Annotated in this window: 24 protein-coding genes; 11 read left to right on the top strand and 13 right to left on the bottom strand. The window is 58.8% G+C overall.

Annotated features, from left to right (window positions below; translation table 11 throughout):
* The first annotated feature begins 209 nt into the window (after positions 1-209).
* The 3 genes from AC1DPR_RS21155 to AC1DPR_RS21165 all read left to right on the top strand — a co-directional run bounded on the left by AC1DPR_RS21155 (position 210) and on the right by AC1DPR_RS21165 (position 4,770).
* Positions 210-3,596: an ATP-binding protein gene (locus AC1DPR_RS21155; protein ID WP_113470935.1), complete on the top strand. Its 3,387-nt coding sequence runs from the start codon at positions 210-212 to the stop codon at positions 3,594-3,596.
* Positions 3,589-4,500: a response regulator gene (locus AC1DPR_RS21160; protein WP_018858223.1), complete on the top strand. Its 912-nt coding sequence runs from the start codon at positions 3,589-3,591 to the stop codon at positions 4,498-4,500. The genes AC1DPR_RS21155 and AC1DPR_RS21160 overlap by 8 nt, the downstream gene beginning before the upstream one ends.
* Positions 4,501-4,635: 135 nt before the next feature.
* Positions 4,636-4,770, top strand: coding sequence for an N-acetyltransferase (locus tag AC1DPR_RS21165; RefSeq protein WP_477817087.1), 135 nt, complete (start codon positions 4,636-4,638; stop codon positions 4,768-4,770).
* Between the two features lie 27 nt (positions 4,771-4,797).
* Here AC1DPR_RS21165 and AC1DPR_RS21170 read toward each other — a convergent pair whose 3' ends face one another.
* The 7 genes from AC1DPR_RS21170 to AC1DPR_RS21200 all read right to left on the bottom strand — a co-directional run bounded on the left by AC1DPR_RS21170 (position 4,798) and on the right by AC1DPR_RS21200 (position 11,419).
* On the bottom strand, positions 4,798-5,769 hold the full coding sequence (locus AC1DPR_RS21170) for a 2-hydroxyacid dehydrogenase (protein WP_018858221.1): 972 nt from the start codon (positions 5,767-5,769) through the stop codon (positions 4,798-4,800).
* Between the two features lie 124 nt (positions 5,770-5,893).
* Positions 5,894-7,018: a branched-chain amino acid ABC transporter substrate-binding protein gene (locus AC1DPR_RS21175; protein ID WP_018858220.1), complete on the bottom strand. Its 1,125-nt coding sequence runs from the start codon at positions 7,016-7,018 to the stop codon at positions 5,894-5,896.
* A gap of 118 nt (positions 7,019-7,136) precedes the next feature.
* Positions 7,137-7,490, bottom strand: a complete 354-nt coding sequence (locus AC1DPR_RS21180) for a DUF6867 family protein (protein ID WP_018858219.1) — start codon at positions 7,488-7,490, stop codon at positions 7,137-7,139.
* 24 nt (positions 7,491-7,514) lie between these two features.
* Positions 7,515-8,243, bottom strand: a complete 729-nt coding sequence (locus tag AC1DPR_RS21185) for an ABC transporter ATP-binding protein (RefSeq protein ID WP_018858218.1) — start codon at positions 8,241-8,243, stop codon at positions 7,515-7,517.
* On the bottom strand, positions 8,243-9,097 hold the full coding sequence (locus tag AC1DPR_RS21190) for an ABC transporter ATP-binding protein (RefSeq protein ID WP_018858217.1): 855 nt from the start codon (positions 9,095-9,097) through the stop codon (positions 8,243-8,245). Before AC1DPR_RS21190 ends, AC1DPR_RS21185 begins: the two co-directional genes overlap by 1 nt.
* A 20-nt stretch (positions 9,098-9,117) precedes the next feature.
* Positions 9,118-10,512 carry a high-affinity branched-chain amino acid ABC transporter permease LivM gene (gene livM, locus AC1DPR_RS21195; RefSeq protein WP_018858216.1) on the bottom strand — a complete coding sequence of 465 codons (1,395 nt, stop codon included), beginning with the start codon at positions 10,510-10,512 and terminating at the stop codon, positions 9,118-9,120.
* A gap of 4 nt (positions 10,513-10,516) precedes the next feature.
* A complete protein-coding gene (locus AC1DPR_RS21200; protein ID WP_018858215.1) occupies positions 10,517-11,419 on the bottom strand; it encodes a branched-chain amino acid ABC transporter permease in 903 nt (300 codons plus the stop codon).
* Positions 11,420-11,820: 401 nt separating this feature from the next.
* Between AC1DPR_RS21200 and cysQ the strand changes: the two genes are divergently transcribed.
* Positions 11,821-12,615 carry a 3'(2'),5'-bisphosphate nucleotidase CysQ gene (cysQ, locus tag AC1DPR_RS21205; RefSeq protein ID WP_018858214.1) on the top strand — a complete coding sequence of 265 codons (795 nt, stop codon included), beginning with the start codon at positions 11,821-11,823 and terminating at the stop codon, positions 12,613-12,615.
* Between the two features lie 108 nt (positions 12,616-12,723).
* Positions 12,724-12,987 (top strand): hypothetical protein, encoded by a 264-nt coding sequence (locus AC1DPR_RS21210; protein WP_477817088.1) that lies wholly within the window; start codon positions 12,724-12,726, stop codon positions 12,985-12,987.
* A gap of 17 nt (positions 12,988-13,004) precedes the next feature.
* Here AC1DPR_RS21210 and AC1DPR_RS21215 read toward each other — a convergent pair whose 3' ends face one another.
* On the bottom strand, positions 13,005-13,745 hold the full coding sequence (locus AC1DPR_RS21215; protein WP_113470936.1) for a helix-turn-helix transcriptional regulator: 741 nt from the start codon (positions 13,743-13,745) through the stop codon (positions 13,005-13,007).
* Positions 13,746-14,143: 398 nt separating this feature from the next.
* On the opposite strand from AC1DPR_RS21215, the gene sciP reads away from it, so the two are divergent.
* On the top strand, positions 14,144-14,419 hold the full coding sequence (gene sciP, locus AC1DPR_RS21220) for a CtrA inhibitor SciP (RefSeq protein ID WP_007533628.1): 276 nt from the start codon (positions 14,144-14,146) through the stop codon (positions 14,417-14,419).
* Positions 14,420-14,738: 319 nt separating this feature from the next.
* On the top strand, positions 14,739-15,020 hold the full coding sequence (locus AC1DPR_RS21225; protein ID WP_018117275.1) for a GNAT family N-acetyltransferase: 282 nt from the start codon (positions 14,739-14,741) through the stop codon (positions 15,018-15,020).
* Positions 15,021-15,120: 100 nt separating this feature from the next.
* Here AC1DPR_RS21225 and AC1DPR_RS21230 read toward each other — a convergent pair whose 3' ends face one another.
* Positions 15,121-15,471, bottom strand: a complete 351-nt coding sequence (locus AC1DPR_RS21230; RefSeq protein ID WP_018117276.1) for a hypothetical protein — start codon at positions 15,469-15,471, stop codon at positions 15,121-15,123.
* A 439-nt stretch (positions 15,472-15,910) separates the two neighbouring features.
* On the opposite strand from AC1DPR_RS21230, the gene ctrA reads away from it, so the two are divergent.
* On the top strand, positions 15,911-16,612 hold the full coding sequence (ctrA, locus tag AC1DPR_RS21235; protein WP_003542362.1) for a response regulator transcription factor CtrA: 702 nt from the start codon (positions 15,911-15,913) through the stop codon (positions 16,610-16,612).
* A 115-nt stretch (positions 16,613-16,727) separates the two neighbouring features.
* On the opposite strand, the gene AC1DPR_RS21240 is transcribed toward ctrA, so the two are convergent.
* Both AC1DPR_RS21240 and chpT read right to left on the bottom strand, forming a co-directional pair.
* Positions 16,728-17,090 carry a response regulator gene (locus AC1DPR_RS21240; protein ID WP_018858209.1) on the bottom strand — a complete coding sequence of 121 codons (363 nt, stop codon included), beginning with the start codon at positions 17,088-17,090 and terminating at the stop codon, positions 16,728-16,730.
* A gap of 113 nt (positions 17,091-17,203) precedes the next feature.
* Positions 17,204-17,851, bottom strand: coding sequence for a histidine phosphotransferase ChpT (gene chpT, locus AC1DPR_RS21245; RefSeq protein ID WP_018858208.1), 648 nt, complete (start codon positions 17,849-17,851; stop codon positions 17,204-17,206).
* Positions 17,852-18,043: 192 nt separating this feature from the next.
* Here chpT and AC1DPR_RS21250 point away from each other — a divergent pair, with 192 nt between their 5' ends.
* Together AC1DPR_RS21250 and AC1DPR_RS21255 are read left to right on the top strand one after the other, a co-directional pair.
* Complete coding sequence (locus tag AC1DPR_RS21250) at positions 18,044-18,640, top strand: DUF1134 domain-containing protein (RefSeq protein ID WP_018117279.1); 597 nt, start codon at positions 18,044-18,046, stop codon at positions 18,638-18,640.
* Positions 18,641-18,759: 119 nt separating this feature from the next.
* Positions 18,760-19,920, top strand: coding sequence for a coiled-coil domain-containing protein (locus AC1DPR_RS21255; RefSeq protein WP_113470937.1), 1,161 nt, complete (start codon positions 18,760-18,762; stop codon positions 19,918-19,920).
* Between the two features lie 2 nt (positions 19,921-19,922).
* On the opposite strand, the gene AC1DPR_RS21260 is transcribed toward AC1DPR_RS21255, so the two are convergent.
* Both AC1DPR_RS21260 and AC1DPR_RS21265 read right to left on the bottom strand, forming a co-directional pair.
* Positions 19,923-20,741 carry a TrmH family RNA methyltransferase gene (locus tag AC1DPR_RS21260; RefSeq protein WP_018858206.1) on the bottom strand — a complete coding sequence of 273 codons (819 nt, stop codon included), beginning with the start codon at positions 20,739-20,741 and terminating at the stop codon, positions 19,923-19,925.
* A gap of 4 nt (positions 20,742-20,745) precedes the next feature.
* Positions 20,746-21,132, bottom strand: coding sequence for a hypothetical protein (locus AC1DPR_RS21265; RefSeq protein WP_018117282.1), 387 nt, complete (start codon positions 21,130-21,132; stop codon positions 20,746-20,748).
* Between the two features lie 42 nt (positions 21,133-21,174).
* On the opposite strand from AC1DPR_RS21265, the gene AC1DPR_RS21270 reads away from it, so the two are divergent.
* Positions 21,175-22,209 (top strand): RluA family pseudouridine synthase, encoded by a 1,035-nt coding sequence (locus tag AC1DPR_RS21270; RefSeq protein WP_113470938.1) that lies wholly within the window; start codon positions 21,175-21,177, stop codon positions 22,207-22,209.
* The last annotated feature ends 96 nt before the right edge of the window (positions 22,210-22,305 follow it).

Consider the following 22,305-nt stretch of genomic DNA (forward strand, 5'->3'; position numbering starts at 1 on the left):
TCCCCTCTTCTTGTTAGACAACAGGCCGAAAACGGAAGTTAACTGTTGCTTAAAGGACTATCCGGTGCTGCACTGCGAAAGCGTATACGTGATATGACGTAGGTGACGGGGCGAAATGTGCAGTTCTGTGCTGCGCCGCACTCTTAAGCCTCGCGTGGTTCCATGTTACGAACGCATGACAAGGGGAACAAAGGGGCTGGCACTAACGCATGGCAGCGCGGCAACGCATCATTCCGGTCAGGCGCGAATACAATCGCTGGGTGGCGAACCAGACGCTGGAGGACTATGCGCTGCGGTTCACCGCCAAGAGCGCCCGGCAGTTCTCCTCGCAGCGCATCTCGCAGACGGCAATCGGTGCCATCTCCTTCCTGGCGCTGGAAGCGATCGGTGGCGCCATCACGCTCTCCTACGGCACGACCAACGCCTTCTACGCCATCATCGTCGCCTCGATCGCCATGCTCGCCATCGGCCTGCCGATCAGCCGCTACGCGATCCGCCACGGCGTCGATATCGACCTGCTGACCCGCGGTGCGAGCTTCGGCTATATCGGCTCCACGGTCACGTCCCTGATCTATGCCAGTTTCACCTTCATGCTGTTTGCGATCGAAGCCTCGATCATGTCCGGCGCGCTGGAGCTGACGCTCGGCATCCCTCTGTGGATCGGCTACATCATCAGCGCCGTCATGGTCATTCCGCTGGTGACGCACGGCGTCCGGCTGATCAGCCGATTCCAGTTGCTGACCCAGCCTTTCTGGATCGTCCTCAATGTCCTGCCCTTCCTCTTCATCGCCGTGATGGACTGGGAGAAATTCGATCTGTGGCGCGCCTTTGCCGGCATTCGGCATGCTTCGGGGCCGCCGGGCACGGTCGCACCTTTCGATCTCGTCGAATTCGGCGCCGCCTCAGCCGTCATATTGGCGCTGATGTCGCAGATCGGCGAACAGGCCGACTTTCTGCGCTTTCTACCCCCGGAGAAGCAGACGAAATGGCGCCACCGCCTCGCGGTCTTCCTCGCCGGCCCAGGCTGGGTGATCATCGGGGCGCCGAAGCTGCTAGCCGGCTCCTTCCTCGTCGTGCTGACGTTCGCGTCCGGCGTGCCGGTTGATCGTGCCGCCGATCCCGCCCAGATGTATCTGACCGCCTTTGGATACATGATCCCCTGGCACAACGCCGCCCTGCTGCTGATGGCTGCCTTCGTGGTCGTATCGCAGTTGAAGATCAATGTGATGAACGCCTATGCAGGCTCGCTCGCCTGGTCGAACTTCTTCTCCCGCCTCACTCATAGCCATCCCGGCCGCGTCATCTGGCTCGTCTTCAACGTGGCGATCGCCCTTCTGCTGATGGAACTTGGCATCTATAGGCTGCTTGAGGAAACGCTCGGCATCTTCTCGATCATCGCCATGGCCTGGCTCTGCACGATCTCCGCGGACCTCTTCATCAACAAGCCGCTCGGCCTTGCGCCTCCCGGCATCGAGTTCAAGCGCGCTCACCTCTACGACATCAACCCCGTCGGCCTCGGCGCCATGACGCTATCGGCCGGCATCGCGCTGGTCGCGCATTTCGGCGTCTTCGGCTCCATCGCAGCCTCCCTCGCGCCTTACATCACGCTTGTTGTCGCGCTGATCGCCTCGCCGCTGATCGCCTGGAGTACGAAGGGCAGGTTCTATCTCGCTCGCAAGCCGCGCCACAGCTGGAAGAACCTTACCAACATCACCTGTTCCGTCTGCGAGCATCCATTCGAGCCTGAAGATATGGCCTGGTGCCCGGCCTATGCGGCACCGATCTGCTCGCTCTGCTGTTCGCTCGACAGCCGCTGCCACGACATGTGCAAGCCGAAGGCGCGCTTCAACGCACAGGTTGGCACGGTCGCCAAGGCAGTACTGCCGGGGAGCGTCGTTGAGAAGCTGACCACACGCCTCGGTCGCTATGGCATCGCCGTCGTGCTCGCCCTGACGGCCGTCGGAACCATCCTCGCGATGATCGCCCATCAGGTTTCCTCGGCGTCACCCGAAACCGCCGACGTCGTCAACGGAACGATCCTGGTAGTCTTCTTCGTCTTCGCGGTGATTGCGGGAGTCGTCTGCTGGTTTTACGTGCTCGCGCATGACAGCCGGGTCGTTGCCGAGGAAGAATCCTCTCGCCAGAATACGCTGCTGCTGAAGGAAATCGCCGCGCACAAGAAGACCGACGCCGCCCTTCAGACCGCCAAGGAAACGGCTGAAGCCGCCAACCGTGCGAAGAGCCGTTATGTCGTCGGCCTTAGTCACGAATTGCGCACGCCGCTGAACGCCGTGCTCGGCTACGCGCAGATTCTCGAACGCGACGAAACCATTCCCACTCCACGACAGTCGTCGATCAAGGTCATCCGCCGCAGCGCCGAGCATCTCTCCGGTCTTATCGACGGTCTCCTCGATATCTCCAAGATCGAAGCCGGGCGCCTGCAGGTCTATTCCAACGAGATCAACATTCAGGATTTCCTGGATCAAATCGTCGACATGTTCCGCCCTCAGGCCCAGGCCAAGGGATTGACGTTCCATCACGACCGCTCACCCGCCCTGCCCCACTTCGTACGCACCGACGAGAAGCGGTTGCGCCAGATCCTCGTCAATCTGCTCTCCAACGCCATCAAGTTCACTGACGAAGGCAGCGTCACCTTCGACGTTGGCTATCGCAGCCAGGTCGCCACCTTCACGGTCAGCGACACCGGTCGCGGCATTGCCGAGAAGGACTTGAGCCGTATCTACGAGCCGTTCCAGCGTGGCGAAGCCGACAGCGTCCGGCCGATGCCGGGCCTTGGCCTCGGTCTGACGATCACGCAGCTTTTGACCAACACGCTGGGCGGCGAAATCTCGGTGAGCAGCGAGAAGGATCGCGGAACGGTCTTCCGCGTTCGCCTCATGCTTTCCGCCGTGCTTCGCGAAATGACGGTCCCGCCACAGGAGAAGAAGATCGTCAGCTACGACGGTCCTCGGCGCACGATCGTCGTCGTGGACGACAATGAGGACCACCGCGAGATGATGCGCGAGGTGCTCGCCCCACTTGATTTCGTCGTGCTGACGGCGGCAAGCGGAGCCGATTGCCTGACTTTGATCGAAGGCATCCAGCCCGATCTCTTCCTGGTCGATATCTCGATGCCGGGCATGAATGGCTGGCAACTCGTTTCGCGCCTGCGCGCGAACGGCCAGACTGCCCCGATCGTCATGCTGTCCGCCAATATCGGCGACGCCGCCGCACACCGCGATAGCGATGACAGCCACAATGATGCCATCGGCAAGCCTGTCGACATCAAGCAACTGCGTGACAAGCTTGCGCTCCATCTGGGTTTGAGGTGGATCTATGCGGAGGCGATCCCGCCCGCCCCCGCCAAGCACGACCGGCCGCTGGTCAGTCCAGGACACTCCCATGTTCAGGAATTGTTGCGGCTCGCCGAAATCGGCTACATCAGAGGCATCGAGGCAAAGCTCGGCGACCTTGCCAAGGTAGAAGCAAATCAGCCATTTACAGAAGAACTTCGCTCCTATGCGGCCTCCTTCGATCTGAACGGCCTCATGAATTTCCTGCACCGTTTTGACGAGAAGGTAGAAACCCTTGGCTGAGCTCCCGCGCGACATTGTTCTGCTGGTGGATGACTCGCCAGAGGCTTTGGGGTTCCTGACCGATGCTCTGGAGCAGTCCGGATTCTCGGTCCTGATCGCCACGTCAGGCTCGGCTGCCCTGAATATTGTGGAGCGCATTACGCCCGATCTCATTCTGCTGGATGCGGTCATGCCCTCCATGGACGGCTTTGAGACTTGTAGGAGACTCAAAGCCAACCCGGCAATCAGCCAGATACCGGTCATCTTCATGACCGGCCTGACAGAAACCGAGCATGTCGTTCGTGCACTCGAATCCGGAGGCGTCGACTACCTGACGAAACCGATCAATATCGACGAGCTGCGAGCGCGGATCGGCGTCCATCTGCGCAACGCCCGTTCCACACAGAGCGCGCGCGTTGCGCTGGACGCTGCCGGCCGACATTTGCTCGCCGTCAAGGGCGACGGCGACATTCATTGGTCGACGCCACAGGCAACACGCCTCGCCAACGCTGCGATGAACCGAGATGATGCCATGGACACGGTGGTCGGCAGGATTGCAGAGTGGATGAAGACCCGCCCGGCCTCGGCGCGCGAGGGCGCGATCTCGCTTTCGCATGCCGGCAAGGACGTGCTTCAGCTGGCCTTCCTGGGCGCGATCGGTCCGGATGAATATCTGTTTCGCCTGACGGCAAACAACGCGCGGGCCGACGACGAGGTGCTGCGCCGGCATTTCTCGCTGACACAGAGGGAATCCGAAGTGTTGTTATGGATTGCGAAAGGCAAGGCCAACCGCGATATCGGCGAGATTCTCGGCCTGTCGGCGCGCACCGTGAACAAGCATCTCGAACAGATCTATGTGAAGCTCGGCGTCGAAAACCGTGCCTCGGCGGCGGTCAAGGCCGCTCATGTCTTGCATGAGACGTGAACGATCTAGAGTCGGAGAGCGCAGCATTGATCCGTAGGGCGACAAATCAGAATATTGCCCGGATCGTCGAAATCCGCGCCGGGGTACAGCGGTCGCGGGATCGGGCGTGCCCTGCTTGAACGCGCGTGTCAAACGTTGAAATCCGCCGGCTTCGAGCGGATTCGCTTGACGACAGATCCCGCGACGAGAGCCGAAAGGCTTTACCGACGCGCCGGCTGGCGCCTGATCGGCCATCGAGACGGCGAGCTACTCTTCGAACTCAGCCTCTAGCAAAACTCTCGCGGAGGAAGAGGCAGATCAAACAACGCGGTCGGGCGGCGACCGCCCCTCGAAGAAGGCAGTGACGTTGTCCACCACCTTTATCCCCATGGCCGTGCGGGTTTCCTCGGTCGCGCTGCCGAGATGCGGCAGCAGAACAACATTCTCCATGACTTTCAGCGCATCCGGTACGTGCGGCTCGGCCGCATATACGTCGAGCCCGGCACCACGAATGACGCCGTCCTTCAGGGCGGCGATCAAAGCCACCTCGTCAACGACATCACCGCGTGCAGTATTGATCAGGAAGGCGCCGGGCTTCATTGCCGCAAGTCGACCCACATTCATCAGGTGTCGGTTTACCGCACCACCTGGGCAATGCAGGGACACGAAGTCGGATAGCGCCAATACCTCCTCAATCGTCGGCAATTGCCGTGCCCCGTAGCGCGCCGCTTCCGACGGATCGACCGGTGATCTGTTGTAGAAAACCACGTCCATGCCAAAACCGAAATGGCAACGTTGTGCGAACGCCCTGCCGATGCGCCCGAAGCCGATGATGCCGACGGTTTTGCCGGTGACCTTCGTCCCGATCATGTGCGTCGGGCACCACCCGGCCCACTCGCCGGAGCGGACCTGACGCTCGCCCTCGCCGCCGCGCCGGGCCACTGTCAGTAGCAGCAGCATGGCGATGTCAGCCGTGCAATCGGTCAGCACGTCGGGCGTATTCGTCACGACGATCCCGCGGCCCTTGGCGGCATTGGTGTCGATATGATTGTAGCCGACCCCGAAATTGCCGAGTATGCGCGTGCGCGGCGTCACGACATCGAAAACGGCTGCGGGCAACTTGTCGGAGACCGTCGGCAAGATGGCATCGTACTCATCCATCGCTTGGCGCAATGCCTCCACGCTCATCGCTTCATCGCGCAGGTTCAATGTTACATCGAACCGTTCCGAAAGGATGCGTTCGACGGCTGACGGCCAGCGGCGCGTAACGAGAATGCGTGGTTTGGACATGGTGACCTGTTCCGAATGCTGGTTGGCTTTCTAGCCAGTAGCCCAAAAAGCCCGATGGGCCAAACAGAAGAAGCCCGGTCTTGCGACCGGGCTTCCAAATTTCGCACAAGCGGGGGATGAACCCTTACTTGGCTTCCTGCGGGAAGTAGCTGTACTTGCCGTCTGGACCCTTCTTCCACTCGTACATGATGTAGCCGGGAAGCTTCGGGTCGCCCTTTTCGTCGAATGACATGTCGCCGAGAACGGTCGGGAACGGGCCCTTTGCCTTCATTGCAGCAGCAACGGCTTCAGCGTCGTTGGAACCGGCAGCCTTTGCACCGCCAGCGATCGACTGCAGAGCAGCGTAGGAGTAGAGCGTGTAAGCTTCCGGGTTGAAGCCGGCAGCCTTGAACTTCGCAACGAGGTCCTTGTTGGCCGGGTTCAGCGTCGGATCGGGGCCGAAGGTGTTCAGCGTACCGGCAACTGCGTCGCCAGCGATCGATGCCAGTTCGTTCGAAACGATACCGTCACCGGAAACCAGCGTAGCTTTGAGGCCCTGGTCGGCAGCCTGACGGATGATCAGACCAGCTTCGGTGTGGAGGCCACCCCAGTAGATGATCGTGACGCCGGCTTCCTTCATCTTGGCGATGAGAGCCGAGAAGTCCTTGTCGCCAACGTTGATGCCTTCGTAGAGGGCTTCCGTCGTGCCAGCAGCGTTCAGAGCCTTCTTGGTTTCGTCAGCGAGACCCTGGCCGTAAGGCGTCTTGTCGTGAACGACAGCGATCTTGGCGTCCTTGAAGTGGTCAGCAAGATACTTGCCGGCGATTGCACCCTGCTGGTCGTCACGGCCGCAAGTACGGAATGTGTTCCAGAGGCCGCGCTCGGTGAACTTCGGGTTCGTAGCGGCCGGGGTGATTTCGAGCATGCCGTTTTCAGCGTAGACTTCGGAAGCCGGGATCGAAACGCCCGAGTTGAAGTGGCCGATTACGAACTTGACGCCGTCAGCAGCGAACTTATTCGCAACCGAGATGCCCTGCTTCGGGTCGGAAACGTCGTCGCCGAGCACGATCTTGACCTGCTCGCCGTTGATGCCACCAGCGGCGTTGATGTCAGCGGCCGCCTGCTCTGCGCCCTTCTGGAGCTGAGCGCCGAACGCAGCGTTCGGGCCAGTCAGCGGACCAGCAACGCCAACGATGATGTCGGCCCATGCGTTGCCGCTGAAGGCGACCATCGCCGTCAGTGCCACAGCCGACAGGAGAGACTTTTTCATTCTGTTACTCCCAATTTTTTAGCGGGTTCCGTTCCACTACCCAGCGCATTACCCACTTTACTGCGCCAGGAAACTTGTTCCACTCCGAGGGGCATCTGTCCCTAGATTCAACCGGCTGTCAATGTTTTGCCTTCCAAGAGAAGGGGGACGTCTTTTCGTATAGCCAGTAGTAGTTGTTGACCATCTGATTGGTCCGGCGATAGCGATAGCCGGCCGTCGAGAAGATCAGAAGCAAGACCAGGTCGATTACATAGTAAAAGAGGCTGAGAACCGGTCCATCGAACAGTGCGTGATGCAGGAATTGCATCGCACCAGCAAGCAGAACCGTATAGGCGATTACCAGAGGATAGTTGCTCCAGCTCTCGGCCGCGGCTCTGCCGGCCCTCCATGCCGTCCAGAATCCAATCAGCACGACAACCAAGCGAATGGCGCTGCGCACGCCCGTATCGCTCTCAAAGAAAAGTCCCTGCATATCAAAGTCTCCCCTTCGTCATGCTCAATGACGTCCGCCTTCAAGATAAGCGGCACGCACTTCCGGATTCGCGAGAAGTTCCATACCGGAACCGCTCATGGTGACCTTGCCGTTGACCATGACATAGGCACGGTCCGACAAACGCAGAGCTGCGAAGGCGTTCTGCTCTACGAGGAAGACGGTCAGCCCTTCTTCCTTGTTGAGTTTCTTGATCGCCTCGAAAATGCCCTTAACGATCAGCGGTGCCAGACCAAGCGAGGGCTCGTCGAGTAGCAGCAGCTTCGGACGCGCCATCAGCGCGCGACCGATCGACAGCATCTGCTGTTCGCCGCCCGAGAGCGTACCGCCGCGTTGACCCTGGCGCTCCTTGAGGCGCGGGAACATCGCAAAGACCTTCTCGACGTCCTCGTTGAAATATTTCAGGTTGTCGAGGCCCGCGCCCATCTGGAGATTTTCCATGACGGTCATGCGCGGGAAGATACGGCGTCCTTCAGGCGACTGCGCGATGCGAAGGCGGGCGATCTCATGCGTCGGCAGACGCGTGATATCTTGGCCATCGAAAACCACCGAGCCCTTGCGCGCCTGCGGACTTCCGCAAATCGTCATCATCAGCGTCGACTTGCCGGCGCCGTTGGCACCGATCAGGCTGACGATCTCGCCGCGATGGACCTCGATATCGATTCCGGCCAGGGCCCGGATGTTGCCATAGTAGGTTTCAACGCCCTGAACGTTCAGAAGTGGCTGGCCAGTCATTAGTGCGAGCCTCCTTCGAGGTTCTCTACGGCTGCAATCACTTCTTCCACTTCCTCGTCCTCGACACCGAGATAGGCCGCGATAACCCGCGGGTCCTGCTTCACTTCATCAGGCGTGCCATCGGAAATCTTCTGACCATATTCCAGTACGACGACATGGTCGGAAATTTCCATGACCACCGACATATCGTGCTCAATCAGCAGGATCGACGTGCCGCTTTCGCTGCGAATGCTGCGCAGCAGCGCGTTCAGCGCGGCCGACTCGCGGGGATTGAGGCCAGCAGCAGGCTCGTCCAGGCACAGAAGTTCCGGCTCCGTACACATGGCGCGCGCGATCTCAAGCCGGCGCTGTGCGCCATAAGGCAGATCACCAGCCGGGTCATCGGCGCGATCAATCAGATCAGCCTTCTCTAGCCAGTGGCGTGCCAGTTCAACGGCATTCTTCGCCTCTGCCCGATACGGCCCGATGCCCACGAGGCCCATCACGGTGAACCCGGACGCCTTCATCAGCTTGTTGTGCTGGGCGACGAGCAGGTTTTCGAGAACCGTCAGGCCGGAAAACAGCCGGATGTTCTGGAACGTGCGGGCAACCTTGGCTTCCTTGGTGATCCGGAAGTCTGGAAGGCGCTCCAGCAAGAACTCCTTGCCGTCCTTCTGCTTCAGCGTGATCATGCCCATCGTCGGCTTATAGAAGCCGGTGATGCAGTTGAAGACCGTCGTCTTGCCGGCGCCGTTCGGGCCGATGAGTGCGGTAATGTCGCCACGCTTGGCTTCAAATGAGAAGTCGTTGATCGCCATCAGGCCACCGAACTTCATCGACAGATGCTCGACCTTCAGCAAAGTATCGCTGGTCATGTTTGTTTCCTGAGGGCTCATCAACCGTGGCCCTCCTTGGTAAAGCTGCCGGAAACTGCCTTGCGCTCCTTGAGGAACGCTGTCGGTTCACGCGACCCCACGAAGCCGCGCGGCTTGATCAGCATCACGACGACCATCGCCAGGCCGAACAGCAGCATGCGGTAAAGCTCAGGCGTGAAGTCCGGTCCGAAAATCATCTTCAGGAAGGCCATCTCACGCAGCATTTCCGTGCCGCCAACCATGACGATCGCAGCGATCGCGATACCGGTCAGCGAGCCCATGCCGCCGAGAACGACGATGGCGAGGATAACAGCCGATTCCAGGAAGACGAACGATTCCGGGGAAACGAAGCCCTGACGAGCGGCAAAGAAGGAGCCTGCGAAACCACCGAACATAGCGCCCGTCGCAAAGGCCGTGAGTTTCGTCGTCACCGTATTGATCCCGAGCGAGCGGCAGGCAATTTCGTCTTCGCGCATGGCCTCCCATGCACGGCCGATCGGCATCCGGCGCAGGCGGATCGTCACATAGGCGGTCAACATGCAGAGGGCAAGGATCAGGTAGAAAAGGAAGATCTTGTAGTACGCCGACGACATCGGCAGGTGGAACAGCTTCGCAAAGCCACCGGCGCTCGCATCGAACGGGATGCCGAAAAGCGTCGCCTTCGGAATGCCCGAGATACCGAACGTGCCTTTGGTGAGATCCGTCCAGTTGATGATGACCAGGCGAATGATTTCACCGAAGGCCAGCGTGACAATCGCGAGGTAGTCGCCGCGCAGTCGCAGGACCGGGAAGCCCAGAATCACACCCCACAGCGCTGCCAGAATACCGGACAGAGGCAGGAGCACCCAGAACGACAGGCCGAAATAGCTGGACAGGAGCGCGTAAGAGTAGGCGCCGATCGCGTAGAACGCCACGTAGCCAAGATCGAGCAAGCCAGCCAGGCCAACGACGATGTTCAGCCCCCAGGCCAGCATCACGTAGATCAGAATCTGGATACCGAAGTTATCCACCCACTTCAGCGAACCCTGCGGACCCGCGACGGCGTAGATGAACACCGGATAGAGCAGCAGTGCGACGAGCGCGATCTTCAAGAAATGTGTGTGGAAAAAGCCCTTTTCGGCCGAGATATCCAGCTCGCCACTACGCGCCTTCGCCAACTTGCGTGCATCAAGGTGCGGCCGCAGGAAGACGACGGTCAGGAAGCGACCGACGGCTGCAATCGCTACGAATATAGCCAGGAGGCCCCAGCGCTGAACAATGATGAGTTCGTTGCTGATATTCTGATCGGTCTTCAGGCCAACGTACAGCACGAACATGCCGAACGCGATCAGGGCAGCAAACAGAGCTTCTTTAATACCCGTCTGAACAAGTCCGGCTTTGGCGGGCTTGTCAGCGGAACGTACAACATTTTCCATGACGTTAAACCTTCTCGACTTCCGGCCGGCCCAGGATACCTGTCGGCTTGAAGATCAGCACGAAAGCGAGGATGGCGAATGTCGCCACATCCTTGTACGCGATGGTGAAGTAAGCCGACCACAACGACTCGATCAAACCGATCATCAGCCCACCCAGGACAGCGCCTGGAAGCGAACCGATGCCGCCGAGAACGGCCGCGGTGAACGCCTTCACACCCGGTACGAAGCCGTCGTTGAAGTTCACGACACCATAATACATCAGATACATGGTACCTGCGACAGCAGCCAGCGCCGCGCCCATGATGAAGGTGATGGAAATCGTCTGATCGACATTGACGCCCAGCAGCGCCGCCATCTTGCGGTCCTGCTCAGTTGCACGCTGAGCGCGCCCAAGCGACGTATGATTGACGAGGTACCAGAACACCGTTAGCAGCACCACCGTGATAAGGATGATGACGATCTGCTTCAGCGAGATGGAGATGCCGGCGACGTTGTATACAGTGCTGACCAGCGGCGGGATCGGCTTGTTGCGCGGCCCCTGGGTCACCTGGATGAAGTTCGACAGCGTGATCGACATGCCGATCGCAGTGATCAGCGGCGCCAGGCGGAACGATCCGCGTAGCGGACGATAAGCAACACGCTCGATCGTCCAGTTCCACAAGCTCGTCATCAACATTGCGATAAGGAGCATAACCAGCAGCAAAACTGCAACCGGAAGACCCGCAAACATGGAGGTGAGGACGAGAAAAACGATGAGGCCGGCGAAACCGCCAAGCATGAAAATATCGCCATGGGCGAAGTTGATCATGCCGATAATGCCGTAAACCATCGTATAGCCAATAGCCACAAGGCCATAGATGGATCCAAGAGTCAGCCCATTAACGAGCTGCTGGACAAAATATTCCATATACCATTTCCCCTGGATGCAAGCCGGTTTAGCCAACATCTCTTGTTATTAGAGCTTTTGATGCGCCCTTGATTAAGGATTTCATACCGCTTTCAAACCAAAAGGGAAGCGCAAAATCGCAAAGCTCCAAAGTTCTTTGCCGTTTTGGTGAAAATGACTTTTTTGCGACTAACAATTCGCTTTTTTTAACATGTGAAGCCCCAGAAAGCGCTTTTTGACTTTAGAATGGTGCAAACTGCAACACCATCCCGCTTTCGGACAATGCCGCGGCACGGGGCAGGCTGGATTCTGTCCCAGAAACTGTCGCTTGAATTTGGCAAGTTTCACTTGGCCGAGGGAATTGCTTATATAAAGGTGAAACGCTTCAGGTGAGCGCAACAAAAAGATCCGGAAGGCGAGCAATGCTCGAAACATTTGAGCGCGCCGCTCTCGAAGCGGGCAAAGCGATTATGAAGGTCTATCGGGAGGGATGCCCGACCGCCAGGAAAGCAGACAACAGCCCGGTCACCATCGCCGACGAGCGCGCCGAGCGCATTATCATTGCACAGCTTGAAGCCGCGTTCCCCGATACGCCGATTATCGCGGAAGAATCAGTGGCAGCAGGAAACGTGCCTGCGATCGGCAGATCCTTCTTCCTTGTGGATCCGCTCGACGGCACACGGGAATTCGTCGAGCGACGACGCGAGTTCACCGTGAACATTGCCTATATCAGCGGGGGACGCCCTCTCGCAGGGATCGTTTATGCCCCCGCCCTCGGCGTCGCCTTCGCTGGCGAGGACAGCAAGGCCGAGAAACTCCTTGTCGACGACCGTTTTCAGGTGACACGGCGGACGCCCATCCAGGTGCGTCCGCAACCGGCCGACCGGACGGCTTTGGCAAGCCGATCCCACAACAGCCCCCAGACAGATGTTTTTCTCGCCGCAAACGCGATCTCCCACTGCACCAACATCGGCTCCTCGCTGAAATTCTGCATGCTGGCTGAAGGCCTGGCCGACGTTTATCCGCGCTTCACGCGGACAATGGAGTGGGATACAGCCGCGGGGGATGCCGTGCTGCGCGCTGCGGGCGGCTCCACCGTAACGCTGGACGGGTTGCCGCTGACCTACGGCAAGACGTCTCAAATGCATGACAGCGACTTCGCCAACCCGAACTTCATTTCCTGGGGCGGCGCCAGATCCGCTTTGGAGCGGGCATAACCTCGTCGGAAAAACACGCAAAATCAGCGGGATGCGGCTTTCGCTGTCCACGTCTCATAGGGCGGCTTTTCTCTTGGCTCGGCTCTGCCCACAGGCGCTGGCAATCGCTTGCTTATCCCGGAGACCGGCTTTTATCTCCTGCAATTGACGGCAAGCACCCTCTCCTCCTCCGGGCACGAAACTGCGATCGAGGTAAATGGTACGACGGAACTCGCCTCTCTCGTCGGTTCCGCGTCGACCAGCGCAGCACGCGATATTGCCTGCACCGTGGCCGCATTGAACGAGGGAGACTGGCTGGCGCTCCTGCATCACGGAAGCGCACAATATGAGTTTGGAGCCGCAGAGACCGGGCTTTCGGCAATACTGCTCTAGATCGGTTCGATAAACGCCTAGAGCAGCCGATAGCGAAGTGCGCGAGCGATTGCCTGCATGCGGTTAACAGAGTCGAGCTTTCGCATCGCGCTCTTCAGGTAGCCGATGACCGTATGTGCGGAGAGATCGAGAATAATCGCGATCTCTTCACTGCTCTTTCCGGCGGCCGACCAACGCAGGCACTCGATTTCCCGGCTGCTGAGGTTCTCCATCGGTTGCTCAACAGGGTTCTGCTGCGCAAACAGCTCCAGAAACTCCATCGCCCGGAAAACCTGCTGCATTGCCTCTTCGCGAGCGAGACGCACGCGCTCACCCGAGAATGCGAATATGAAGTGCCGCAAATACATGTCATGCAAGGCAAAGGCAAATGTGTCCTTGAGGCCATGGCCCCTGAAGTGCGCCGTCAGCCGGTCGTTTCCCTGGTTTGCAGCCGCGCTTTCGAATGGCGCCTTGTCACAGAAGACAGGCATCGCTGTCGTCTTGAGAGCCGAGACCAGCTTGCTGCAATAGAAGAGGTCAACCTCCTCATAGAGATCAATGAGCTCTTGCGGCCAGTTGCTAGCGAGATAGTTGCTGGCGAAGCCACTGCGGTCCCCGCGCGGAAACTCCGCAAACAAGTAGTGGTTGAATCCCGCCTCGACTGCCATCTCAGCCACGCAATCGTTGAATCGTTCCGAGGACATTTTCTGCGCGGACGCGATCCGCGAAAAAACAGCATCCCCCACGCCGTCGCGGACGGCGCGTTCTTGCTTCTTCATTTTCCTGTCCCTCGGCGGCTAGCTTCGCCTCAGCTTCTTCATTTCGTCGACCAGAATGGCCACGCGCCGCAGAGGAAAAGCAAAGGCACGTATCAAAAGGACACGAAGCAAACCTTAGTTATTCCGGGCACCACGAAAAGAACGGAGACGCGGTCTTGCACTAACAACTATGTTGCGGCGCTTATAAATTGACGTTCGTCAATTGCCCACTAGCCATTGCGCATGGCTCCTATGCGCTCATCACAAATTTACGCAGGGGAAGGCTACGAGGGCGCGCAAATTGCTTCCAGGAAGTCGACGCCTAAACTTCTTATCAAAGTGTTACTATGCGCTTAGGCAATTCTTAAATGTGACAAGCTAGAGTGACGGCCGTGGTCTTGAGTTGTGTAGAGAGTCCAATGACCGAAATGATACGTCCCCGAGTAAAATATGTCATCGGCCCCGATGGCAGCCCGCTGACGATTGCGGATTTGCCACCGCCGAATACCAGGCGCTGGGTTATCCGTCGCAAAGCAGAGGTTGTAGCGGCGGTTCGCGGTGGCCTGTTGAGCTTGGAAGAAGCGTGCGAGCGTTACACGCTGACTGTCGAAGAGTTCTTGTCCTGGCAGTCTTCCATTAACAGCCATGGCCTTGCCGGTTTGCGCACCACGCGTATTCAGCAGTATCGCCACTGACACGCCCATCCTGGGCAACGATTTTCAGATTCGGGCCGCTTGCATGTCCTGAGGGGGATATACAGACGGCCCGCAATCATTAACGCAGCCTGCAGACGCCCTGCTTTTATGCTGCGACAAGCCTCACCACGAGTTCCCTGCTCCATAGACCACTCGGCAGGAAAATCGGTCGGTGAGCCGGAATTGCTGCCGGCCTCGTACCGGCAGCAATTGTCCCCGCCTCTTCTCATCGAACACTGTGTCCACATCGCCCGCCTTGGCGCGGCCGGGATGACATGCCAATTTCCGACCGACAGCTGAATGTTGACGAGGAATGGCAATGAACATCAGGAATGAAGAGAATCCCTCCGGCGGCCGCTACGTTGCAGAGGTCGAGGGCCATCAGGCCGAAATGACCTATTCCCGCGCATCGCCGGCGCTTGTCATTATTGACCACACCGGCGTACCCGATGCGCTGCGCGGCAAGGGCGTTGGCCAGGCACTTGCTCTTCATGCCGTCGAGGAGGCACGCAAAGGGGGATGGAAGATCTTCCCGTTATGTCCCTTCTTCAAAGCGCAAGCGCAACGCCACGAGGAGTGGCGCGACGTCATTAACGGTTAGCCCAATAACGCCAAAAGCCATGTATGACGGACGTGACGGCCCATCATGCATGGCTTTTTTCGAGGCGATCCCAAGGTGCCGACAGCACCCGTTTCCCGCCTTAGGCTCTTGCCCGGACTGCGCCGTCGCGCTCTTCGAGCGCGGCTGCACGTGCATATTCCGCCTGTATCTCTTCCAGCGCCTGTTCAAGCGCCTCTTCCTGCATCTTCAGTTCCTTGATCGAGACCTGAAGATTGTCCGCGCGCTGGCGAGCTGCCTTTGCGAAGGTCGGATAGGCGAAGTGATTCGGGTCGGAAATGCCGGACTTCTTTTCCTCGACGACGATCTGGCTCTCCAGATCCTTCGTCATCCTATCAAATTCGGACATCATCATCTGCAATTGCTGCAGTTGGCGACGTTTTTCGTTCACCTGAAACTCCTTCAGGCGAACTAGGCTCTCACGCGACTTCATACGCATTACTCCAGTGATGCGAGACCCCTGCTCCACTTTAAATCGCCCTTGCCGGCCGCTTTGACGCGGCCTGCTAAAAAATTTCCGTCGGTATTAACAAAAACCTACCGCTGGTAACCTTTCGTTTACGGGCATCGTTAATGATAGTGCCGATGATTTAAGGGTCGGTAAACACAACTACGCGATTTCCGATACTGTTTCATTGGTGAGTCGAATGAATCGCTTACCGGCCGTTCTTAATGTAAAAGTTAAGATCTGGCTTTGCGAATTCTCGTTGGAAAACAGCGGAATGGACAAAATATTTAATAAATTCGTTACCTCTTGCCAGAGTGAATCAGAATTTGTTAACCATTTCGTGGCAGCTTCCAAATCACGCAATGATGTATTCGGTATCGCGTAGGGGCCAGACCACCTTTCGGCGGCGGTAAAGGGGATAATAATGCGGGTACTACTCATTGAAGACGACAGCGCGACAGCGCAGAGCATCGAATTGATGCTCAAATCAGAAAGTTTTAACGTCTACACCACCGATCTGGGTGAAGAAGGCGTGGACCTAGGGAAGTTGTATGATTACGACATCATCCTTCTCGATTTGAACCTTCCCGACATGTCCGGATATGAAGTGCTCCGCACTCTCCGCCTGTCCAAGGTCAAGACACCCATCCTGATTCTCTCGGGCATGGCCGGTATCGAGGACAAGGTTCGCGGTCTCGGCTTTGGCGCCGACGACTACATGACCAAGCCGTTCCACAAGGACGAACTGGTTGCGCGCATACATGCAATCGTTCGTCGTTCCAAGGGTCATGCCCAGTCGGTCATCATGACCGGCGAACTGATCGTCAACCTCGACGCCAAGACGGTCGAAGTTGGTGGCCAGCGCGTGCACCTGACGGGCAAGGAATACCAGATGCTGGAGCTTCTTTCGCTCCGCAAGGGCACCACGCTCACCAAGGAAATGTTCCTGAACCATCTCTATGGCGGCATGGACGAGCCGGAACTGAAGATCATCGACGTCTTCATCTGCAAACTGCGCAAGAAGCTCGCAAATGCTGCCGGTGGCGCAAACTACATCGAAACCGTCTGGGGCCGCGGCTATGTTCTGCGCGAGCCGGACGGCGCCGAGTACGCCGAGACCGCCTGATACGTCAGCCCCTTTGCCAAGACTGAGAAAATCCCGTCCTCTGTGGCGGGATTTTTTCGTTGTGACATAGAAAAAGCCGCCCGTGGCGGCTTCGATCGTTGGCGGGTAGTCGCAATTATGCTGCGATAGCGCGGTGGCCGAATACGGCCGTCAGAATCTTGCGATCGAAGGGTTTGAGGAGGAAATCAGTCGCCCCTGCCCGCTTGCCCATCATCAGCTTCTTGAGGTCGGCCTCAACCACGCAATAGTAGATTTTGACGTCCTTGCCGCCTTCCATGCCGCGGATCGCCGAAATCAACTCGAGCGCGCGGTCCATGCCAGAATCGACGATCAGGTATTCTGGAAGTTCCACCTGGCAACTGGAGAGAGCTTCGACAACGTTGGAGGCTTCGATGACCATGAAGTCGAGTTCGGAAAGGATGCGCTTCCCCACCTTCCGAACGACGTCAGATGAGTCGGCGATCATAAACCTCTGCATGGCTGCTCCTTGCCCCAGCTTCTAATGCGGCTGGCGTGTTATCGGCCAAGAATAGAAACATTAGGCTAAGGATTTATTACCTCGACGGTCGGATCGCCGTCGAGGTCCCTGCATCAAGCTGCGATGACGTCAGCGGTAAACGTAAGTTCTTCGGCGGTCGCGCTATGCCCGAGCGCCATACCGCATTCATCGGCAAGCAGCACGGTGTAGTAGGGCTGGATCGAGTGGGCGTCGATGGCTTCCTCGATTTCCCCCGTAGAGATCTCCACGAATTTCGGCGGCAGGCGCATCAGCTTGCCCTTCGCAACGATCTTGAATTTTGCGTCCAGTTCGGGGTTCTCAAGCGTGACTTCGATGACACCGCCACGTGGAATTGACGAATAGGCTACCAGGAAGAGATTGAGCAGCAACTTGACGCGGTTCTTGGCGATAATCGCGCGCGGACCAGTCCAGACAACCTCGGTCTTCTTCTCCGCGGCAGCAAAATCCTTGGCCGCACGTTCGGCTTCGCCGGTATCGATCGAAGCCCCGACCGATCCCGAGGCCCCGAAGGCAAGCCGGGCGAACTTCAGACGGACAGAGGCGTTGAGCGCGCTTGTCCTGATAAGATCCATCGCGTCGGCATCGGCGCCGCCCTCGTCCAGAAGCTCCAGACCATTGTTGATTGCGCCAACCGGCGAGATGACGTCATGGCAGACGCGGCTGCACAGAAGCGCGGCCAGGTCGGGGCCAGCAAGGGTGAGGTTTGGATTCTTCGACATCATAGTCTCCAGGAGGGCGGCAGGTTCATTCCGCCGCCTCTTTTGCGTCATTTAAATTGCGCGAAGTTTGCGGCCGTACTCAGCGCCATAATGACACCATATTTGGTAAACCGATTGTTAAGACCATACGCGCAAAATGAACGAAACGCCGGAAACGGCTCATCGTACCGACCATGATGAACGGATAACACCATGCGCGCCCATTTTTTCGGAAGACTCTCCGCCATCTGGCGGCTTCTCGTTGCGCTGACATTTTCGCCCCTCGCGCTTGTCCCAATGCAGGCATCGGCGCAGCAGTCTAACGGCGGCCAGTATTCGATGCAGGAAATCGTCGACGCTGGGCACTCGTTCTTCGGCTCGACCAGCGGCGGGCTGGCCAAGGTGATCGAAGCCGCCTTTCAGAAATACGGCCTTCCCAACGGCTATGTCCTCGGCCAGGAAGGTTCCGGAGCTTTCATCGCCGGTCTCACCTACGGCGAAGGCCAGTTGAATACAAAGAATGCCGGTGAGCATCCGCTCTACTGGCAGGGTCCGTCGCTCGGGATCGACTATGGCGGTCAGGGCACGCGCGTCATGATGCTCGTCTACGACCTGCCCTCGACCGACGCCATATACGCGCGCTTCGGTGGCGTCAGTGGTCAAGCCTTCGTTATCGCCGGCTTCGGCATGACGCTTCTCAAGAACGACAACGTACTGGTGGTGCCGATCCGCACAGGCGTCGGTGCTCGCCTCGGATTGAATGTCGGCTACCTCAAGGTCACCCCTAATCCGACCTGGAATCCCTTCTGATTCCCATCGGCGCAGCGAACTCTCGCTCGCCGTGACCTATCCGCCACTTGCTCTACGCGTCAGGTCCGCTTAATCATTGGTCCTGACGCAACTCAACTTCTGGAAGCCGTGGCCGCGCCGTGATCGAATATGCTCTCTTGTTCGGATTGGGCTTCCTGGCGGCAGCGTTTCTCGTCTTTCTCGTGTCGCCTGCCGTCCACCGCCGCATCGTCTGGTATACGGAAAACCGTATGCGCGCGACCATGCCACTCAGCCCGCAGGAAGTGCGCGCGCAGAAGGATATGGTCCGGGCCCTCTATGCTGCCGAGAACGCCAAGACGACACAGGACCTCGTGCGCGAGCGCGAAAAGTCGCTGGCGCTGCAACTGAAGCATGACTCGCTGGCGCTCGACGCAGGACGGTTTGCCGCCGAGATCGAGGGGCTACAGGCGCAAATCAGCGACATGAGTGTCGAGGCCGCGGAACAGCGCTCGCACCTGCGCAAGGACGAGAACTACATCAGCCAGCTTAAGACGAGCCTCCACATCGCCGAGCAAGCAAGCGCCGCCAAGGAAGGCGAGCTCGACGCTCTTCGCACGCGCCTTAACAAGCTTGCGGAGCAGACCGACAATCTCAAGATCGATCTCGCAGCGCGCGATACCGAAATCGAGAGCCTGACGTTCAAGGCGAACGCAGTCCGCATCGAGCGCGACAATCTTCGCCAGGACGTGAACCTGCTGCAGAAGCGCGCCAAGGATGCGGAGCAGGCGCTCGCCCAGCATGAGCACGCAGTCATCCGGCTCGAGGACAAAGCGGGGCGCGATGCGGCGTCAACGGCCGACAAGGATACGCTTCTCGGACGCCGCCAGCAGGAAATTACCAAGCTGAAGGAACAGATCAAGGCGGCGAATGCCGAGCTGCGCAAGGCAAACCGTGCATTGCGCAACGCTGGACTTCAGCCCGTGGTCGCAGATGCGGTTTCAGAGGAGCGGGCAACCGAGGAAACAATGCCGACTGAGCTCGACACAGCAGCGATTGCAGCGCGCCTGAGCGACGAAGTGCGCAAGCGCAGCGCCGCCGTCTCGGAACAACTTCTGAAAGCGAAATCCGACACCAGCCACGACGGTGCGATACGTGAAGAGATCGCCGGCATTGCTGCAAGCATGGTTGCATTGACCGCTATCAACGAAGGACCCTCCTCACCGATCCGCGACCTTCTGCCGGATGGCACCGACAATCAGGACGGAGAGCGTATCAACCTCGCGCAACGCGCCGCGACAATCCTGTCCGAACCGGGCTGAACTCAGATCAGCTTCGCTGCCGATGACATGGCAAAGAGGGCGATGCCGGTCGCCGTCGCCACATTGAGGCTGTCCAGTCCCTCCGACTGCGGGATCCGCGCGCTTTGAAAACGTTCCAGGAGTGCAGGCGGCAGCCCCTCGCCTTCCGTACCCACGACCAGCGCCATGCGATCGGTTGGCGGTATGGCTCGAATGTCGGTCTCCCCGCGCGGCGAGAGCGTCCAGATTGCAAAGCCACTCGCAGCAAGCCGTGTTAGAACGTCGAGCGCCGTGCCCTTCCGCTCATAGGGAACACTGAGTACGGAGCCGACAGAAACACGTAGCGCCTTGCGATAAAGCGGGTCACACGAAGTCTCATCGAGAAAGATGGCATCCGCCTTGAAGGCGGCCGCATTGCGGAACATCGACCCGGCATTGTCATGGTTGGAAATACCGCAGCCGACAAGGACAAGCGAACGATCGGGCAATCGGTCGACAAGCTCGGTTCCGACCACCTCTCGCCTGCCAAGGGCCAACACGCCTCGATGGAGATGAAACCCGACGATCCGATCTAGGACGTCCGCCTCTGCGACATAGACCGGCACGTCATCAGGCAGTCTCTCGAGGATTGGAGCGACGCCGTCGACACGGTTCCTGAGAAGCAGCACTTTTTCGGTTGCAAAGCGACCGCCGTGGCTCGCTTCCACAAGCACGCGAAGGACTACCGTGCCCTCCGCGATGAAGCGGTTCTGCCGGCCGGTCAGATCGCGCTCGCGGATGTCGCGAAAGTCAGCGATACGAGGATCGTCCGCGCTCTCGATGGCAACGAGGCGAGAGGCCATTGTCCTAGCCGCCGCTGACCGTCACATCGGCAACAATGCGCCCCGACTTGATATCGAAGATGAGCGACTTCTTGATTCCATCGGCTGTCGCGCCAAAGAACATGATCTGGCCTCCCGAGAGCGACGACGACTGGATGACGAAGCCCGACGGCAAAGTTGCCGTGACCGATACCGGCGCATCGGATGGTACACCGGCAGAAGTTACGGCTGTCGGTTCCTTCGCGGGCGCGCGCATCGCTTTGTAGACAACCGCGCCGAAGACAGCCATAAGGCTCACGAACATGATGACGCCTGAGACGATCTGCAGGCGGATCATCTTGCGCCGGACACGTTCCATCGCCGGATCCAGGGGCTTTTCGTCCTGATCGTCTTCTGGCTGGATATTCGTCATATGTGGCGTTCCGTTCTTTAAGTAATTCGGAGAAGAAGCGTCTTGAGCGACCCCTTTAAACAAGCTGCCGGCATTAGAAAAGTCCTCACCGCCGACGAGAACGCCGAAGGCCGTCTTGACGCGTGGATGACCGGACAGCTCGGCGAGGAGTTTTCGCGCAGCCGCGTGAAGGCGCTAATCAAGGAGGGCCAGGTCTCCGTGGGCGGCAAGATCCTCGCCGATCCGCAGAAAAAGGTTCGTCCAGGCGACACCTTCGAGATCCTGCTGCCCGAGCCGGAGGATCCGACGCCCAAGGGCGAGAATATCCCGCTCGATATTCTTTATGAAGACGATGACCTCATCGTCATTTCCAAGCCGGCCGGTCTCGTGGTGCACCCCGCGGCTGGCAATTGGACGGGCACGCTCGTCAACGCGTTGATCTATCATTGCGGCGACAGTCTTTCCGGTATCGGCGGTGTGCGCCGTCCGGGCATCGTCCACAGGCTGGACAAAGACACCACAGGTGTCATGGTCGTCGCCAAGAACGACATCTCCCATCGCCATCTGTCGCTGCAATTCGCCGACCATGGGCGGACCATGCCGCTGGAGCGGGCTTACCAAGCGATTGTCTGGGGCCGCCCTCGCACGCTGACTGGAACGATCGATGCACCGCTCGGCCGCGCCGTCGGCGACCGCACGCGTCGCGCCGTCAAGCGATCCGAGATGCAGGATGCCGACGAGGCGATCACCCACTACGAAGTGCTCGAACGCTTCCATGAGAATCCTGATGCCACGTCGCTAGCCTCGCTGGTCGAGTGCCATCTCGAAACCGGCCGCACCCATCAGATCCGCGTCCACATGGCACATATCGGCCATCCGCTACTCGGCGACACCGTCTACGGAGCAGGTTTCAAAACAAAGGCAAACCTGCTTCCGGATGCCGCCAGGAAGACCGTGAATGCCTTCGGAAGACAGGCGCTCCACGCCTACATGCTGCAATTCGAGCACCCTCGCACCGGCGAGGTCATGCACTTCGAGGTGCCTCTGCCCGAGGACATGGAAGAGTTGGCAGACGCCCTGCGTGCGGAGCGAGAGTAACGCCTTCGTGAAGCGGTGTATGGTCTTGAACCCCTGTTCCGCCATACTTATCTGTATATTGACTTAGTGCGGGCTTGGATAAAGCCGCATGTCCCG

The organism is Rhizobium sp. 01T417, assembly GCF_056398905.1.

What these genes read in the sequence shown, in the direction of transcription:
- AC1DPR_RS21155 (WP_113470935.1), top strand. Translation starts at nt 210, where the DNA reads ATGGCAGCGCGGCAACGCATCATTCCGGTCAGGCGCGAATACAATCGC.
- AC1DPR_RS21170 (WP_018858221.1), bottom strand. Translation starts at nt 5,769, where the DNA reads ATGTCCAAACCACGCATTCTCGTTACGCGCCGCTGGCCGTCAGCCGTC.
- AC1DPR_RS21175 (WP_018858220.1), bottom strand. Translation starts at nt 7,018, where the DNA reads ATGAAAAAGTCTCTCCTGTCGGCTGTGGCACTGACGGCGATGGTCGCC.
- AC1DPR_RS21180 (WP_018858219.1), bottom strand. Translation starts at nt 7,490, where the DNA reads ATGCAGGGACTTTTCTTTGAGAGCGATACGGGCGTGCGCAGCGCCATT.
- AC1DPR_RS21185 (WP_018858218.1), bottom strand. Translation starts at nt 8,243, where the DNA reads ATGACTGGCCAGCCACTTCTGAACGTTCAGGGCGTTGAAACCTACTAT.
- AC1DPR_RS21190 (WP_018858217.1), bottom strand. Translation starts at nt 9,097, where the DNA reads ATGACCAGCGATACTTTGCTGAAGGTCGAGCATCTGTCGATGAAGTTC.
- livM (WP_018858216.1), bottom strand. Translation starts at nt 10,512, where the DNA reads ATGGAAAATGTTGTACGTTCCGCTGACAAGCCCGCCAAAGCCGGACTT.
- AC1DPR_RS21200 (WP_018858215.1), bottom strand. Translation starts at nt 11,419, where the DNA reads ATGGAATATTTTGTCCAGCAGCTCGTTAATGGGCTGACTCTTGGATCC.
- cysQ (WP_018858214.1), top strand. Translation starts at nt 11,821, where the DNA reads ATGCTCGAAACATTTGAGCGCGCCGCTCTCGAAGCGGGCAAAGCGATT.
- AC1DPR_RS21215 (WP_113470936.1), bottom strand. Translation starts at nt 13,745, where the DNA reads ATGAAGAAGCAAGAACGCGCCGTCCGCGACGGCGTGGGGGATGCTGTT.
- sciP (WP_007533628.1), top strand. Translation starts at nt 14,144, where the DNA reads ATGACCGAAATGATACGTCCCCGAGTAAAATATGTCATCGGCCCCGAT.
- AC1DPR_RS21225 (WP_018117275.1), top strand. Translation starts at nt 14,739, where the DNA reads ATGAACATCAGGAATGAAGAGAATCCCTCCGGCGGCCGCTACGTTGCA.
- AC1DPR_RS21230 (WP_018117276.1), bottom strand. Translation starts at nt 15,471, where the DNA reads ATGAAGTCGCGTGAGAGCCTAGTTCGCCTGAAGGAGTTTCAGGTGAAC.
- ctrA (WP_003542362.1), top strand. Translation starts at nt 15,911, where the DNA reads ATGCGGGTACTACTCATTGAAGACGACAGCGCGACAGCGCAGAGCATC.
- AC1DPR_RS21240 (WP_018858209.1), bottom strand. Translation starts at nt 17,090, where the DNA reads ATGCAGAGGTTTATGATCGCCGACTCATCTGACGTCGTTCGGAAGGTG.
- chpT (WP_018858208.1), bottom strand. Translation starts at nt 17,851, where the DNA reads ATGTCGAAGAATCCAAACCTCACCCTTGCTGGCCCCGACCTGGCCGCG.
- AC1DPR_RS21250 (WP_018117279.1), top strand. Translation starts at nt 18,044, where the DNA reads ATGCGCGCCCATTTTTTCGGAAGACTCTCCGCCATCTGGCGGCTTCTC.
- AC1DPR_RS21260 (WP_018858206.1), bottom strand. Translation starts at nt 20,741, where the DNA reads ATGGCCTCTCGCCTCGTTGCCATCGAGAGCGCGGACGATCCTCGTATC.
- AC1DPR_RS21265 (WP_018117282.1), bottom strand. Translation starts at nt 21,132, where the DNA reads ATGACGAATATCCAGCCAGAAGACGATCAGGACGAAAAGCCCCTGGAT.